This window comes from Cytobacillus sp. ABV4_503 (assembly GCF_056158445.1).
The window spans coordinates 3,032,472-3,047,081 of record NZ_JBSWTH010000001.1 but is presented as its reverse complement, the minus strand read 5'-3'; the positions used below and the strand labels follow the sequence as shown (position 1 = coordinate 3,047,081).

General features: G+C 39.6%; 14 protein-coding genes. 9 read left to right on the top strand and 5 right to left on the bottom strand.

Annotated elements, in window-relative coordinates; all coding sequences use genetic code 11:
• The first annotated feature begins 62 nt into the window (after positions 1 to 62).
• Entirely contained in the window at positions 63 to 209 is a 147-nt protein-coding gene (locus tag ACXAD1_RS15210) for a hypothetical protein (protein WP_370222432.1), read from the top strand.
• Positions 206 to 874, top strand: coding sequence for a molybdate ABC transporter permease subunit (modB, locus tag ACXAD1_RS15205; protein ID WP_206843588.1), 669 nt, complete (start codon positions 206 to 208; stop codon positions 872 to 874). The genes ACXAD1_RS15210 and modB overlap by 4 nt, the downstream gene beginning before the upstream one ends.
• Before the next feature lie 263 nt (positions 875 to 1,137).
• Here modB and ACXAD1_RS15200 read toward each other — a convergent pair whose 3' ends face one another.
• Positions 1,138 to 2,337, bottom strand: coding sequence for an iron-containing alcohol dehydrogenase (locus tag ACXAD1_RS15200; protein ID WP_206843590.1), 1,200 nt, complete (start codon positions 2,335 to 2,337; stop codon positions 1,138 to 1,140).
• 273 nt (positions 2,338 to 2,610) lie between these two features.
• On the opposite strand from ACXAD1_RS15200, the gene ACXAD1_RS15195 reads away from it, so the two are divergent.
• The 7 genes from ACXAD1_RS15195 (at position 2,611) to zupT (ending at position 8,538) form a co-directional block, all read left to right on the top strand.
• Positions 2,611 to 3,039 carry a MarR family winged helix-turn-helix transcriptional regulator gene (locus tag ACXAD1_RS15195; protein WP_206843591.1) on the top strand — a complete coding sequence of 143 codons (429 nt, stop codon included), beginning with the start codon at positions 2,611 to 2,613 and terminating at the stop codon, positions 3,037 to 3,039.
• Between the two features lie 159 nt (positions 3,040 to 3,198).
• The gene (locus tag ACXAD1_RS15190) at positions 3,199 to 3,801 is read left to right on the top strand and encodes an alpha/beta hydrolase (RefSeq protein ID WP_474910509.1); all 603 of its coding nucleotides are present in this window, start codon (positions 3,199 to 3,201) and stop codon (positions 3,799 to 3,801) included.
• Between the two features lie 111 nt (positions 3,802 to 3,912).
• The gene (gene wrbA / locus ACXAD1_RS15185) at positions 3,913 to 4,524 is read left to right on the top strand and encodes an NAD(P)H:quinone oxidoreductase (RefSeq protein WP_113881368.1); all 612 of its coding nucleotides are present in this window, start codon (positions 3,913 to 3,915) and stop codon (positions 4,522 to 4,524) included.
• 61 nt (positions 4,525 to 4,585) lie between these two features.
• Positions 4,586 to 5,431, top strand: coding sequence for a pirin family protein (locus tag ACXAD1_RS15180; RefSeq protein ID WP_474910508.1), 846 nt, complete (start codon positions 4,586 to 4,588; stop codon positions 5,429 to 5,431).
• A 119-nt stretch (positions 5,432 to 5,550) separates the two neighbouring features.
• Complete coding sequence (locus tag ACXAD1_RS15175; RefSeq protein WP_474910507.1) at positions 5,551 to 5,970, top strand: DUF1801 domain-containing protein; 420 nt, start codon at positions 5,551 to 5,553, stop codon at positions 5,968 to 5,970.
• A 147-nt stretch (positions 5,971 to 6,117) separates the two neighbouring features.
• Positions 6,118 to 7,470 (top strand): glycosyltransferase family 2 protein, encoded by a 1,353-nt coding sequence (locus tag ACXAD1_RS15170; protein ID WP_206843625.1) that lies wholly within the window; start codon positions 6,118 to 6,120, stop codon positions 7,468 to 7,470.
• A gap of 258 nt (positions 7,471 to 7,728) precedes the next feature.
• Positions 7,729 to 8,538, top strand: a complete 810-nt coding sequence (zupT, locus tag ACXAD1_RS15165; protein ID WP_009333594.1) for a zinc transporter ZupT — start codon at positions 7,729 to 7,731, stop codon at positions 8,536 to 8,538.
• 212 nt (positions 8,539 to 8,750) lie between these two features.
• Here zupT and ACXAD1_RS15160 read toward each other — a convergent pair whose 3' ends face one another.
• From ACXAD1_RS15160 to ACXAD1_RS15145, 4 genes are all read right to left on the bottom strand, one after another.
• On the bottom strand, positions 8,751 to 9,809 hold the full coding sequence (locus tag ACXAD1_RS15160) for a Ger(x)C family spore germination protein (RefSeq protein ID WP_474910506.1): 1,059 nt from the start codon (positions 9,807 to 9,809) through the stop codon (positions 8,751 to 8,753).
• A gap of 16 nt (positions 9,810 to 9,825) precedes the next feature.
• Entirely contained in the window at positions 9,826 to 10,911 is a 1,086-nt protein-coding gene (locus tag ACXAD1_RS15155; RefSeq protein ID WP_474910505.1) for a GerAB/ArcD/ProY family transporter, read from the bottom strand.
• Positions 10,912 to 10,930: 19 nt separating this feature from the next.
• The gene (locus ACXAD1_RS15150; RefSeq protein ID WP_474910504.1) at positions 10,931 to 12,427 is read right to left on the bottom strand and encodes a spore germination protein; all 1,497 of its coding nucleotides are present in this window, start codon (positions 12,425 to 12,427) and stop codon (positions 10,931 to 10,933) included.
• A 156-nt stretch (positions 12,428 to 12,583) separates the two neighbouring features.
• Entirely contained in the window at positions 12,584 to 14,503 is a 1,920-nt protein-coding gene (locus tag ACXAD1_RS15145; RefSeq protein ID WP_474910503.1) for an acyltransferase family protein, read from the bottom strand.
• Positions 14,504 to 14,610 lie beyond the last annotated feature (107 nt).

The following is a 14,610-nucleotide window of genomic DNA, read 5'->3' as shown; positions in this document are numbered from 1 at the left end:
CATTTATAATGATAAGGTATATTATATTTAACAGATGTATTTCTATTTACAAAGGAGTTTATATGGTTATTTTCTATCCGATGGGACCGCTGGGAGTTTTAAATGAGAGTAAAAACCGGGAAGCGGCACAGCTTTTCTACGGATTTATGCAATTTGAACAAGGTATGTCTAAAATGGAGCAATACGGTTTTTCCTGCCTGCTGAAATGATTCAATCCGAATACTTTTGGTCACCGGTTAAACTCTCACTGGAAATTGCCTCTATTTCGCTTCTCGCTGTTTTAGTGATAGGGGTTTTTGCTGCAAAACTGATGGCAAATCGGACATTTAGAGGCCAGGCAATTATAGATACTTTGCTGCTTTTGCCATTGGTCCTTCCGCCATCTGTTGTAGGATTTCTGCTGATTGTGGTTTTCGGAAAGCAATCCTTTGTCGGCAGAGGGTTTGAATGGCTGTTTAACGGGCCAGTCATTTTCACGTGGTGGGCTGCTGTTATTGCAGCGACGGTTGTAGCCTTTCCTCTAATGTATCAATCAGCCAGGGCAGGTTTCGAATCCATTGACAATGAGATTGAAGACGCCTCAAGAGTCGATGGTGCATCAGATTTAAAGGTTTTTCTGTATGTAACGATGCCGCTGGCTTCTAAAGCCATCATGACAGGAGCAATACTAAGCTTTGCAAGGGCAATAGGAGAATTTGGTGCCACCTTAATGTTTGCAGGCAATATACCCGGAAAGACACAAACACTTCCTACCGCGATCTACGTTGCTATGGATTCAGGAGATATGGAACTGGCTTGGATGTGGGTTTCAATTATATTACTGATATCAACTTCCATGCTTGTGTTCATGAATTTTATAAAGAAACGGTTTTAGTTAGGCGGAATGCAGTCATGTGCAATCCGCTTTTTATTTGTTTGAACCATTGGCATGATTCAAGTCGGTAAGCACCACTCGTTCTTGATTATTCAATCCGAAAGGCACTATTCTCATTTATAAGCGCCATTCACTCAAGCAGATTCATCATGAAGGGCACTATCTAAATTTAAGGAGAGCCATTCGTTCTTATTAATCAACCATGAATCGCACGGCCCTACAAAATGATGTTTAGACGAAGTAACGTACAAATATATCCCTTTTTAATCTTTTATCAGCTGGTACAGCCTTAACATTTCATCTCTGCTGAAGATTTTCGGAACAGGATAAAGGGGATTGGCTTCCTTTAAGGCACGTTCAGCCATGATTGGAATGTCACTGTCTTGAATTCCGCTGACTTTTGACGGAATCCCCATTCTGCTGTTTAGGGATTTTATGCTAAGAATAAAATTTTTGGCATTTTCTTCAGCCGAATCTGACGCATTGCCAATACGTGCGGCCACTGCCAGCTCAGCTAAAGGATCCCATACTGCCTCACCATAATGCTCCAGTACATATGGAAGGATGACGGCATTTGCCAAACCGTGAGGGACCGAATAAAAGCCTCCGAGCGTATGGGCAATAGCATGAACATTGCCAACATAGGCCCTGGTGAAAGCCAGTCCTGCGAGATAAGCAGCTTTCTGCATGTTGGCTCTTGCCGTCAGGTTTTCACCATTCTGGTATGCTTCATAAAGATTATCATAAATTAGCCTGACTGCATCAATGCTGAATTTTTTAGTCTCTGCTGTATTGCTTCTGCCAATGTAGGCTTCGACGGCATGGGTTAGTGCATCCATACCGGTTGCTGCTGTTATAGAAGGAGGCATTTTTAATGTAATCAAGGGGTCAAGAACAGCATAATGCGGGATTAAGTTCAAATCAATGATCGCATATTTTTCATGTGATTGGCTGTCGGTAATGACCGCTGCAACAGTGGCTTCACTTCCAGTTCCTGCTGTGGTTGGGACTGCAAAGATTGGAGGGAGCTTTTTTCTAACCTTAAATTGACCTTTCAATTGTGATATGCTTTTCTCCGGCCTCACAGCTCTTGCACCAACTCCTTTGGCGCAATCCATCGGAGAACCCCCGCCAAAAGCAATTATCCCCTGGCAATCATTCTTTTTATATACCTCCAGTGCTTCTTCTATATTAGTAATTGTAGGATTTGGAATGGTTTTATCATATATATAAAATTCAATATTCTTTTTCTGTAAATTTAACAGCAAACCATCCATTAGGCCAAGAGCACTGATGCCGCTGTCAGTTACAATCAGAATTCTGCTGATGTCTTTCTTCCTAATCACATCAGGAAGTTTGTCCAGGCTATTGGAACCTTCTAATAATTCCGGTTCCCGCCATGGCAGAAATGGCGATGCCAGCTTGAAAGTTTTTTGAACTATTCGGCAGTATGCATTATACATTCCCTCACCCCTAAATTTATCGGAAAATTCTAATATTATAAATCATATATACCTTTATGTTAAAGATGAAGTCAATATGCTGAATGAATAAAATGTTCAGTGTTTAAAATCCGTTAAAACAAATGAATTCAGCATACTCTGAGCTTTTCTTGTTTTCACTGTGTAATAAAGAAAGAGTCTGTCAATCCGGAATATTGACATAATCATAAATGTATTTTATAATTATCTCGAAATCAAGATAAATCAATTCGAGGTATTGAGGCAGGTGATAATATGAAAAGGTTGTGCCCTAACCCGGCATTCCTGATTCTCATGCAGACATCCAAATCCATTCATGAATGCATAAAGGACAGTATCACCAATTATAGCCTTAGCATGACCGAGTTTTCAGTGCTGGAAGCTCTATACCATAAAGATATGCAAACGATACACGAAATTGGAAAGAGGATATTAATTACGAGCGGCTCAATGACCTATGTAATTGATAAGCTTGTGGAAAAGGGATATGCCAAACGAATCGCATGTCCGAATGACCGCCGGGCGATTCATATTGGTTTAACTGATAAAGGGAATAAGTTACTGGAAGAGATTATGCCGAAACACCAGCAGTGGGTGAACTCTTATTTTGAAGAATTGGATTCGTCTGAGCTGGATCATTTAATAAAATTACTTGAAAAAGTGAAAAGACGAACAGAGATTTAAATTGCGATTTCATATCTTGAAAGGAAAATACTTGGATTAAAATGAGTTGTAATGGCTAATTTTAGGTTACATTAAATAGGATATGAGAAATCGCCATCGAGCGGAAATTAATTCCTATTGTAGTTAGGGAACCGGATTAAAACGAAGGGGGAAGATACTATGAAACATATTTTTCAACAAGGAAAAGATCCTTCTAAACCTGTATTATTGCTGCTTCACGGAACAGGAGGTACAGAAACTGACCTGCTTCCGCTTGCAGGGCATATTGATCCGGAGGCCTCTGTTTTAAGTGTGCGCGGAAATGTGCTGGAAAACGGTATGCCGAGATTTTTCCGCAGGCTGGCAGAAGGTATTTTTGATGAAGAAGATCTGATTTTTCGCACTAAAGAATTAAACGGCTTTTTAGATGAAGCCGCACAGAAATACGACTTTGAGCGTGAAAATATTGTGGCAATTGGCTATTCAAATGGAGCTAATATTGCAGGAAGCTTATTATTCCATCATGAAAACGCCTTAAGAGCAGCGATTCTGCATCATCCAATGGTTCCAAGGCGTGGTGCTGAATTGCCTGACCTTAGCGGCACATCAGTATTTATCGCAGCAGGAACCAATGACCCGATTTGTCCAGCAGAAGAATCCACTGATTTACAGTCTTTATTGGAAGGTGCAGGAGCGAAAGTCGAACTTCACTGGGAAAGTTTTGGACACCAATTAACCATGGGTGAGGTTCAGGCTGCAGCCCGCTGGTATAAAAAAATATAAAAATAGTTAATCTAATGAAATAAAAGGGAAGATAATGAGTGAATAGGCGGTGCTGACATGGGTATCCTATCAAGGTTATTTGGAAATTCAGCTAAAAAGGAGACGATTAATATGGAAAATGTAAAATTGGCAGTCATTTTTTACAGCATGGGCGGAACAAACTATCAATTGTCTAAATGGGCGGAGGAAGGCGGCAAAGAAGCTGGTGCGGAAGTTAAAGTTTTTAAGGTTCCAGAGCTGGCGCCGCAATCAGCAATTGAAGGTAATCCTGTATGGAAAGCAACTGTCGAGGCGACAAAGGATGTGCCTGAAATTAAGCCGGATGATCTTGAATGGGCAGATGCCATTATCTTCAGCGTGCCGACCCGTTTTGGAAATATGCCTTCCCAAATGAAGCAGTTTCTTGATACAACGGGAGGACTTTGGGCGAAAGGAAAGCTTGCGAATAAGGCTGTAAGTGCAATGACTTCAGCCCAAAATCCGCATGGCGGCCAGGAAGCAACTATTCTTTCGCTTTATACCACGATGTACCATTGGGGTGCGATTGTGGCTGCTCCTGGTTATACAGATCCCGTTCTCTTCGGAGCAGGGGGCAATCCATATGGAACAAGCGTAACGGTTGACCAGGATGGAAAAATGATTGAAGATGTGAAAGAAGCTGTTAAGCATCAGGCGAAAAGAACTGTCACAGTTGCCGGATGGATTAAAAAGGGGAATCAGTAATCATAGAGGGAGCAATTGTTTTCCAATTGCTCCCTCTACATGTAAAGGGGAGAAATGGCGTATGGGAAATGAGGAGATAACTAAGCGGGAAATCGCTTCAGTCAGAAAAGTAAAACTGCAGGAGCATAGCCCTATTCATACAGCAGGCCCTGTGATAGAACCAGGGAATTGGGATAGGTTTGACCCATTCCTTCTGATGATGGAGGATAAATTTCAAAAGGGCGCGTTTGACGTTCATCCCCATCGCGGTATAGAAACTGTAACGTATGTCATTGAAGGGGCTATTGAGCATTTCGATAGTCATTCCGGTGAGGGAGGCGTGTTAGGTCCTGGAGATGTTCAATGGATGACAGCGGGCAGCGGTGTCGTTCATAACGAAGTGCCATCAGAAGGAATAACTGCCCATTCTCTGCAGCTGTGGATCAATCTTCCCAGCGAAAAGAAAATGACAGCGCCACGATATCAAAATCTTAAAGGCAGTGAAGTTCCAGTCAGAGAGGAAGAGGGTGCTGTTTTTAAAGTCTTCTCCGGATCCTCGAAAGGGGTTGTATCTCCTGCCCTAAATCATGTGCCTGTAACGATGGTTGAAGCAAGGATGAAAAAAGGCGCGGCAGCCTCGATTGACCTGCCTGGCAGTTACAAGGGCTTCATCTATATTTTAGAAGGAAGCGGTGTTTTTGGAGAAAATAAAGCTCATGCAGCAAAAGGCCAAGTCCTTGAATTGGGAGATGGCGGGAACGCTGAAAGCGAAATTTCTGTTAAAGCCGAAGAGCCTATGCGCTTTTTACTTTATGCAGGCGAGCCAGTCAAAGAACAGGTTGTTGCACGTGGACCGTTTGTTATGAACACGGTAGAAGAAATACGAACCGCTTATAAGGAATATATGGAAGGAACCTTTCTAAAATAAAAATATGGGTGAGGAGCAATCATATGGTTGCTCTTTATTGCTGTTGAGGTATGCTTTCAGAAGGAAATTACCTGTTTTTAGAGAAGTACAAATCAAATCCAAATAAGGAGCTGACTATTATGTACGAAGTAAAAACAAAAGAGAACGATAACAGTGTAATTGAATTTATAGAAAAAGTTGAGAGCCCTAAAAAGAGGGAGGATGCATATAAGCTTCTGGATATCTTTACAGAAACGACCGGTTATCAGGCAAAAATGTGGGGACCAAGCATCATAGGTTTTGGCTCGTATCATTATAAATATGCAACTGGTCATGAAGGGGATGCACCACTTGTTGGCTTTTCGCCGAGAAAGGCAAAAATAAGCCTATACTTTGCACCCGGGGATAAAAAAAGAGCTGAAATGCTTGAAAGGTTTGGAAAACATACAACCGGAAAAGCTTGCGTTTACATAAATAAGATTTCAGATATCGATGTAGAAGTTCTAAAGGAATTAATTATTCAATCAATTGATTTTTTAAGGGAGACCTACCCGGAGTAATAGGAAGTCCAGCTTATCTCGAACCTATGCGGAAGAAAGACTTAGTGCAAATCCACCCGGAGGGGGATTGTAGTATTATTTACCAGGTTACATCACCTTCAGAATAATATATTTTTTAATTAACTATATTATTTTGAAGGTGAGCTTATGCAGCCAAGTCTAACACCCATCAAGCCGGTGGCAAGGCGCGGAAGTAAAAAATTATATGTCTCCATTAATAAAAAGTTTGTACTCAGCCACCTCGTTTCAGCAGTGTGGCTGACTTTTTCTATATATCTATCGCTGCCCTGGCTGAAGGACTTATCGGAAATTGTCACGCTCCCGATCAGTATTCTTATTATTGGAGGCATTGCCTATGTGCCTGGCTATATGAATGCTTTTCTGGTGATGAGCCTGCTTTTGGACAGGCAGCCTTCCTTTAAAAATCCGGATCCCGATAAGGAAGTGACTTTGCTGGTAGCTGCCTTTAATGAAGAGAATACAATCTTTCAAACGTTAAGCTATGTGGCAAGCCAGGATTATAAAGGCAAAATTAAAGCTATTGTTATAGACAATCGTTCTTCAGACAATACCTATTGCGAATTAGTAAGGGCTTCAAAAGAGCTTAACCTTGAAATCAAAGTTTTGAAGGAATCCAAGCCGGGAAAATTCCATGCATTAAACAAAGGGCTGCAGCATGTGACAACAGAGTATGTTATCACGCTTGATGCCGATACCCTGCTTCATCCTTCAGCTGTCCGCTTTTTAGTAGCACGCATGGAAAGCAGTCCTGAAGAAGTGTGTGCCGTAGCGGGCTCCATGCTTGTGCGCAATAGCCGAGAAAACATATTGACTAAAATACAGGAGTGGGACTATTACCTGGGTATTGCCTCAATAAAAAGGCTGCAGGGGTTATATCAGGGAACGCTGGTTGCTCAGGGGGCATTCAGTTTGTACAAAACAGATTCTGTCCGCCAGGTAAATGGCTGGCCCGATGCAATTGGCGAAGATATTGTATTGACATGGAGACTTCTTCAGAAGGAATGGAAAGTGTATTTTGAGCCGCTGGCTGCAGCATTTACGGATGTTCCTTCCAATCTAGCACACTTTGCAAAGCAAAGGTCCAGGTGGGCAAGGGGAATGATTGAGGGCTTGAATGAAATTAAACCATGGAATCAGCCCCAAATTTACACAAAATACTTAACAGGCGTTAATCTGGTTATGCCATATCTGGACATGGTGTATACTTTCTTCTGGATCCCTGGATTGATTCTGGCATTCTTCGGTTATTTCTGGATAGTTGGCCCGATGACATTGTTTGTCTTGCCGCTTACCATTTTAAGTTACGGTATTTTATATATGTATCAAAAGCATTATGTTTTTAATAATCTGAATCTGAAGGTTAGAAAAAATGTAATAGGGTTTTTTACATTTATCCTTTTCTATCAGATGATTATGTCGCCCATATCGGTATGGGGGTACTTTCAGGAATTTTTCAAATTAAAGCGTGTCTGGGATTGATCCTTCGCTGTGGTAAATGGCGGAGGTTTTTTGCTATTTTTAATGCACATTTTTCTCCATCATTCTTATAATATTGAAGAAAAATGAATTGCAGAGTTATTTTTATTGCTTTTGGTTTGCGTTGGAGATAAAATGTTTACCAAAGTAAACTTTTTAAGATAGGCGCATATACTTTTAGTAATCTTGGATATATATTTTTTTAAGGCAAAAGTTGCCCTGGAGAAACTTTTTGGCAACAGTGAAAAAGGAGAGAGTGAAATGTCGCAGGAAGTATTATTTGCATTAGGTCTCACATTGTTTGCCGGCTTAGCGACAGGTATTGGCAGTTTAATGGCTTTTTTTACTTCTAGAACGAATACGAAGTTTTTATCATTGGCACTTGGGTTTTCCGCAGGTGTAATGATTTATGTCTCTATGATTGAAATCTTTGTAAAAGCAAAAGATGCACTTGTAGGAGCATTAGGTCAAGTAAACGGCAACTGGGCAACTGTTGGAGGTTTTTTTGGGGGGATAGTCCTTATTGCACTAATTGATCGGTTTATTCCTAAAAAGGATAACCCGCATGAAGTGAGAACAGTTGAAGAAATGAATGATGCAGGCAAGGTCGTCGAAGATCCGGCACTCTTGAAAATGGGGACCTTTGCAGCGTTGGCAATTGCGATTCATAACTTCCCGGAAGGAATTGCTACTTTTACATCGGCACTCCAGGACCCGTCGCTGGGAATCGCCATTGCTGCGGCTATCGCAATCCATAATATTCCAGAGGGGATTGCTGTCTCAGTTCCTGTCTATTATGCCACTGGGAGCAAGAAGAAGGCTTTTAAGCTCTCATTTTTATCAGGGCTGTCAGAGCCAATCGGCGCATTTGTGGCATACTTGATTTTAATGCCATATTTAAACGATGTCATGTTTGGTGTCATTTTTGCCGCAGTTGCCGGGATAATGGTGTTCATTTCTCTTGATGAATTATTGCCGGCTGCCAAGAAGTATGATGAAGCCCATACCTCTATTTATGGTCTTGTGGCAGGGATGGCCGTCATGGCGCTCAGCTTGCTGCTGTTTTTATAACAATGAAAAGCGGATCCTACCTGTTCTGCCCCTTAAATGTTATTTGGTGTCTAACACTAACGGGGCAGAACATTATTTTGCTTATCCCTCTCTCAATGAAAAACTCAATCGAATTTGTGCCTTAGACCACAACCAAATCTTTTTTGTCTCCCGTTGGCATATAATATAATCTCTGCTTAAGCGTCATCTAAGGTGAATAGACAATCCCTTGATTAATCGATAGTTCCAGTTTGCTCTATTTCAACATTTGCTTTAATAGAAACTTTAACATCAGGATAATACGTTTCCCATTCCTTTTTATCAAATGAACGATAATGTTCCTTATATTTTGCTCCTAATCCTAATGGATCAACTTGCTGTTCCTTGAGATGCGTAATGATTTTGACAGCTTCTTCTTCAAGCTGCTGCTCTATCTCTTTTTGATATTTCTTTTTATCAAAAGATTGCCTTTGTTTCTTTGAAGAAGAAAATTCTTGAAGTTTAGTTCTCATTTTAAGGGTAACAGTAAACTCCGGTTTGCCCCGCACAATTTTGACTTTATACTGAGGATTTGAATAAATCGTCTCAAGGACCACCTTATCACCATTTTCAAGCTTAAATGCTTCCAGACCATTACTTCTGTTTTTTTCAGTTAATGCTTTGAAAATATAAATGTCTTCCGATGGGATAGATGTAATATACTTATCATATTTAAAAAACGCCATTCCATTGATCCTGATGCTGCCATTTATATTTTTTATTAATGGTAAATATGGATCCTGGCCTATTTGAAATAATTGAAATAAAAAAGTTCGTAAATTGGTTTTGGGCAGCTGGCCTGATTCCATGTTTTGATCAAGCATTTCTTGTATGTAAATGGATATATTCTCATCTTTATATTTATTCAAATTTAACAGCTCTTTAGATTCACCATCCACAATTGCCAATTGAACGATGCTTCCGATAGATGGATCCCGGTTTAACGTATCTACAAAATCATTTATCCCTTTTTCTGCCAGTTCCTTTCCGTAAAGAGCCAGCCGGAGTTGTCCGCTTACTAAACGTAGCTGTGTTTCATTATTTAACTTAGTCCGTATTTCTTTGCTGGATTGCCCGAATGCTGATTTGACTTCGGTATTTGTCGATTGTTCTTTTTTTATTATTGGATATACTAGTGTCCCTATTATTCCTTCGTCCGCCCAATCATAGCCGACGCCTTGTATCAAGCCAATCTCGTTAACAATAGAGGTGGGGAGTAAGGCACAGCCAGTTAGCAGAAATATTAACATCATCGAAATAGCTCCACACTTAACCACTTTGGTTCCCCCTTTTAAACAAAGTAAAATAAAGCAGGAGCATAGGGATATAGACGTAAAAAGCGTATAAATTCATCTGTGTAATATATTTATCAAGCATAACCCCAAATTGCTCGTTAGCTAATTGACAAATCAATACACTTCCTAAGCTAAGAGACAATAAAGCATACTTCTGCTTCATGTTAAAAATTTTCTTTAATCCTCTGCTTGAACACCATAACAAAAGTGAGATTAATGCCGTCACAATAACTAAATACATGGAGATATACAAGTATTCGAATCGCTCCAAATAAGAGAATTTAATGGTTTTCGTAAGAGAAAGCTCAGGCCAAATAGTTGTTTTTAACTGCTCTTCACTATAAAAGGTGAAAGATACGATAGAAGAAGTGGTATAAAGAAGTGTTGTAAAAAGTACACCGAGATGAGCAAACTTTCTGGATTCATCGGGATTTCGGATAAATGGGTAGAACATTAATAATGCCTCTGTACCGGCTATGGTGTACATCGAGCTTTTAACAGAGTCAAGCATGTCCATAAAGGAGTGATTCATAATGGGCAGCAAATTAGAAAACTGGGCAATTTTTAATGGGAATATATAGAGAACCAATATCAATATTTGCGGAAAAATAAAAGATAAAAAAGACAGGCCGACAACTACGCGGAATCCTCCTGAAATGCAATAATAAACGAGCAATAAAATGAAGGCTGAAATAACCCATGATGGTACAGTCGGGAACATCCACACTTGGATAATTTCTATGAATTCAAGCATGACAGATAGACTTGCTAAAGCGTAGTAGAAGATAATGAAAAAACTTAAGAATTTCCCTAGAAGATTGCCGAAAGCAGCAGTGTGCACATCAATAATATCCCCATTTGCTTTTCCTAACAATTTATACATAACCCAAATAAAGACCTGGACCAGGCAGCCTGCGGCCAGGACACCCATCCATGCATCATATCCTGCTTTCTCAGCAATCGTCCTTTGAAAACTTAAAATTCCAACACCTACCTGGGAATTGTAAATAATGAAGAAGACTAAATAAGGGGAGACTTGGTGCCTTATACTTACTTTCAAAAGAAATCACCCCATAAAATTATTCATAAAAATCATTCACTGGCTCAAGATTCTTTTTGCTGTCTGTAAATTTTTTCTTTTTTTGTGGCCTTAAATTTATTGGATTATATTTTTGCTTGGAAAAAGGAAGTCTTACCCATAGATCCTGAACTGAAGTTTTTCGTATTGGATAAAAGCTTATATAAGGACGTCCAAGTGACGTCAGTCTTAGCAAATGGATCATTGTGAATATGAAGTATATATATACACCAATTAAACCCAGCCATGCAGCAAGAAAAATAACGGGAAACTTAATAAATCGAATGGTGTTGCTGAACTTATATACAGGGGATGTATAAGAAGCCAAAGTTCCAAGTCCCACGATAATTAACAATACGTTACTGGTTAAGCCTGCTTCCACCACTGCCTGCCCAATTACAATACCGCCTACAACACCAAGTGATTGTCCAATCTTTAGGGGTAAACGAATTCCTGCCTCCTTTACCATTTCAATCATTAGTTCTAAGAACAGTGCCTCAAGAAATGGAGGAAAAGGGACAGTTGCTCTTGACCCTACAAGCGGCTCCAGTAAACGTTCTGGTATTAATTCGTAATGATAAGTCATGATTGCCACGTACATCGGAGTGACAAAAGATGAGATCCACACGGCAAAAAAACGTAAAATCCGAAAAAAATTGCTAATAATCCAGGAGTAGCTATAATCCTCCATGGCAATAAAGGCTTCCATAAAAGTTACTGGCAGAATAATCAGATTTGGTGATCCATCAGCTGCAATGATAATTTTTCCTTCAGAAAGACCAGCTGCCACCCGGTCCACTCTCTCCGTAGCAATCGACTGTGGAAAAAGAGAATTTGAATTGTCCTCTATCATGGATGAGATATACGAACTATCCTGAATATGATCATATTGAATATCTTTGATCCTTTGAATTACAGTATTAATATTTTCCTGATCAGCAGTTCCTTTCACATATAATACTGCAACTCTTGTTTTTGATAATTTTCCGACAGTCATTTCTTTGACAATAAGCTCTGATATAGGCAACCTTTTTCGAATGAGATTAATATTAGTATCTAACTCCTCAATAAATCCAACTTGAGGGCCAAGTGCAGATGCTTCCATTGTTGGCATTCCTACATCTCGGAATTTACTGTTTGCAATATTTACTAATAAACAATTATCATCATGAGGATGTATTTGAATAGCCATATATCCATTCATGATGTTTTGGATAATTTCATCTGAATCCCTGGTAAGAATCATTTCCTGAACTGGAATGATGCTCTTTAACTCTTTTAATGAAAACTGCTCCTGTAAGTATGGAAGAACATCTTTATGCAAGGTGTCAGATGAAATAAGCGTGCGAAAATAAGAAATCCAAAATGGATCTTCTTCTGTTGTAGAGGTATGATAATGGACAAAGTCATTTGAGTTGGAAAAATTTTCAACCCATTTTTGCTTGTTTGTATTGAATGAGCCAAAGCCGCTATTATTCCCGCCGTTTTTTAACTTCATTTAAAAAACCTCTGCCATAAATTTTTATTATTATGTGTAAAGCAGGAGAATTTATGCAATTTTTTGCATGTTGCCGAAAGGGATAATAGGACTAAAACCACTTTTTATCAGGTGCGAGATCTTAAGTGTATGCACATGACTTAATAATAAATATTATTATTCTAAAGCTATAGGAAAGATGGATTGGTTGATAAGATCTGTTAAAGTTTCAATTCCTTTTGGCAATAAATGGACACCGTCTGCTGCAAAATATTCAGGGTGGTCAATAGCTTCAGAATGCCAATCAATCAATGTAACATTCTCATACTCTTGAGCTTTTTTATATAAAGCTTGATTTACTTTGCCCTCCCATGAGCGCGGAACACGTGTATTGACTAAATAAATATGAGCCTGCGAGAAAGTACTAAGTAATGATTCCATTTGATGATTGGTAAAATATCCATTTGTCCCCAGTTGGATGATGACTGTTTTATCCGGATGATTGAAATCTTCATAACCTTGGGCCAATTTGATAGCTTGTGAAACTTGTCTTCCAATTTTTGCATCAATCGTGATGTCAGGATATATTTTTTGCAAGCTAGTAGCCATATCTATCATAACTGAATCTCCAATGGCCAGTATTCCAGTATCCGGTAGATTTTGAGGTTCATCATTTGTATTCTTTTTCTCCTGTTGTGGTGTTTCTTTGTTCCGTTCGGTTCCTGGTTTTAATTCTTCGCCAAGAACTTGATCGGAAGAATTTATCTCAGATGCAGTGCTTTCCTGATTCGTATTGGGATTGCTGATGCCCGGAGACTCTCCGCCAATTATTTTTACTTCATCTGGATACGACGCTATTGCATCATTTTGTTCTTCACCACTTACTAGACCCGTGACCCCTGTAATAAAAACCAGAAGGACTAAAGGGCTGAGCCCCGCTAGTGTTTTTCTGACAAAAGAAAAGCTGCCCCACTTTATCCTATTGATGACAAAATGCCGCTGAAAAAATGATCTGAACCCATGTTTTTGAATCGGCTTTTCAATAAAACGATAAGATAGTTCCGCAATGATGAAAATAAAGGTTAGTTGCAAAGCGACACGCCAGTATGCAGGATTTCCTATTTCATAAACCGGAGTGCTCAACACGATCACCGGGTAATGCCAAAGGTAGAGTCCGTAAGATCTTGTACCTATCCAGCGTAGAGGCTTCCAGGCGAGTATTTTTCCTAGAAGGCTTGCCGGATGACAAATACAGGCGATCAGGATCGCAGCATTCATACAAAATAGCAACATGCCTCCTCTATACAAAAACACCTGATATTCATCTACAAACAATAAGCAAAAAATGAAGATGACCAATGAAATGATGCTTGTTATATTCAGTGTATGATGAAGCTTGGCAGAAAGTTTTTTGGACGTTAGTCTCTTCATTGGCCAGACAAGAGCCAGCCAGCAGCCAATAAGCAGTTCAAATGAACGGGTATCAGTCCCATAGTAGACACGACTGGGATCTTTCCCGGATTCATAGAGCAACCCCATTAACATGGCAGAACAGATTGCACTGCCAAAGACAAAAATCGCCAACTTGCCTTGCTTTTTAAATATGTATAAACCAATTGTCAAAACAATCGGCCAAATGATATAAAATTGTTCCTCTATTGCTAATGACCATAAATTCTTTAGTGGTGAAGGGGAGCCAAAACTATCAAAATAGGAAACTTCATGAAAAATAAACCACCAGTTGCTTGTATAAAAAATAGAAGAGATAGCATCTCCTCTTACGGTATGTAGAAGATCTCTGTTAAATAACGTCACCCATACGATAGTAATCAAAATCATGACATAGGCAGCTGGAATTAGACGCCGCATCCTTCCAATCCAAAAGGTACGCAAATTAATGGTAAATCTCTGTCCTTGTGACGGGATCATTATCGACGTAATTAAGTATCCTGATAAGACAAAAAAGATATCTACTCCGAGGAACCCTCCTCTAGCCCAACTGAAATTAAAATGGTAAGCAATGACAAATAGTACTGCTAAAGCTCTTAGTCCATCCAATCCATGGATATAACGGTGATTTTGTTCCTTGCCTGACATAAACTATTCCTCCAATAAACTGTACTGCTCCCCAAGTAGTCATGTTATTTATCATTTGGGGACAGGAACAAAAATCATTCCCATGAATAGACGTGACCATCCAATCA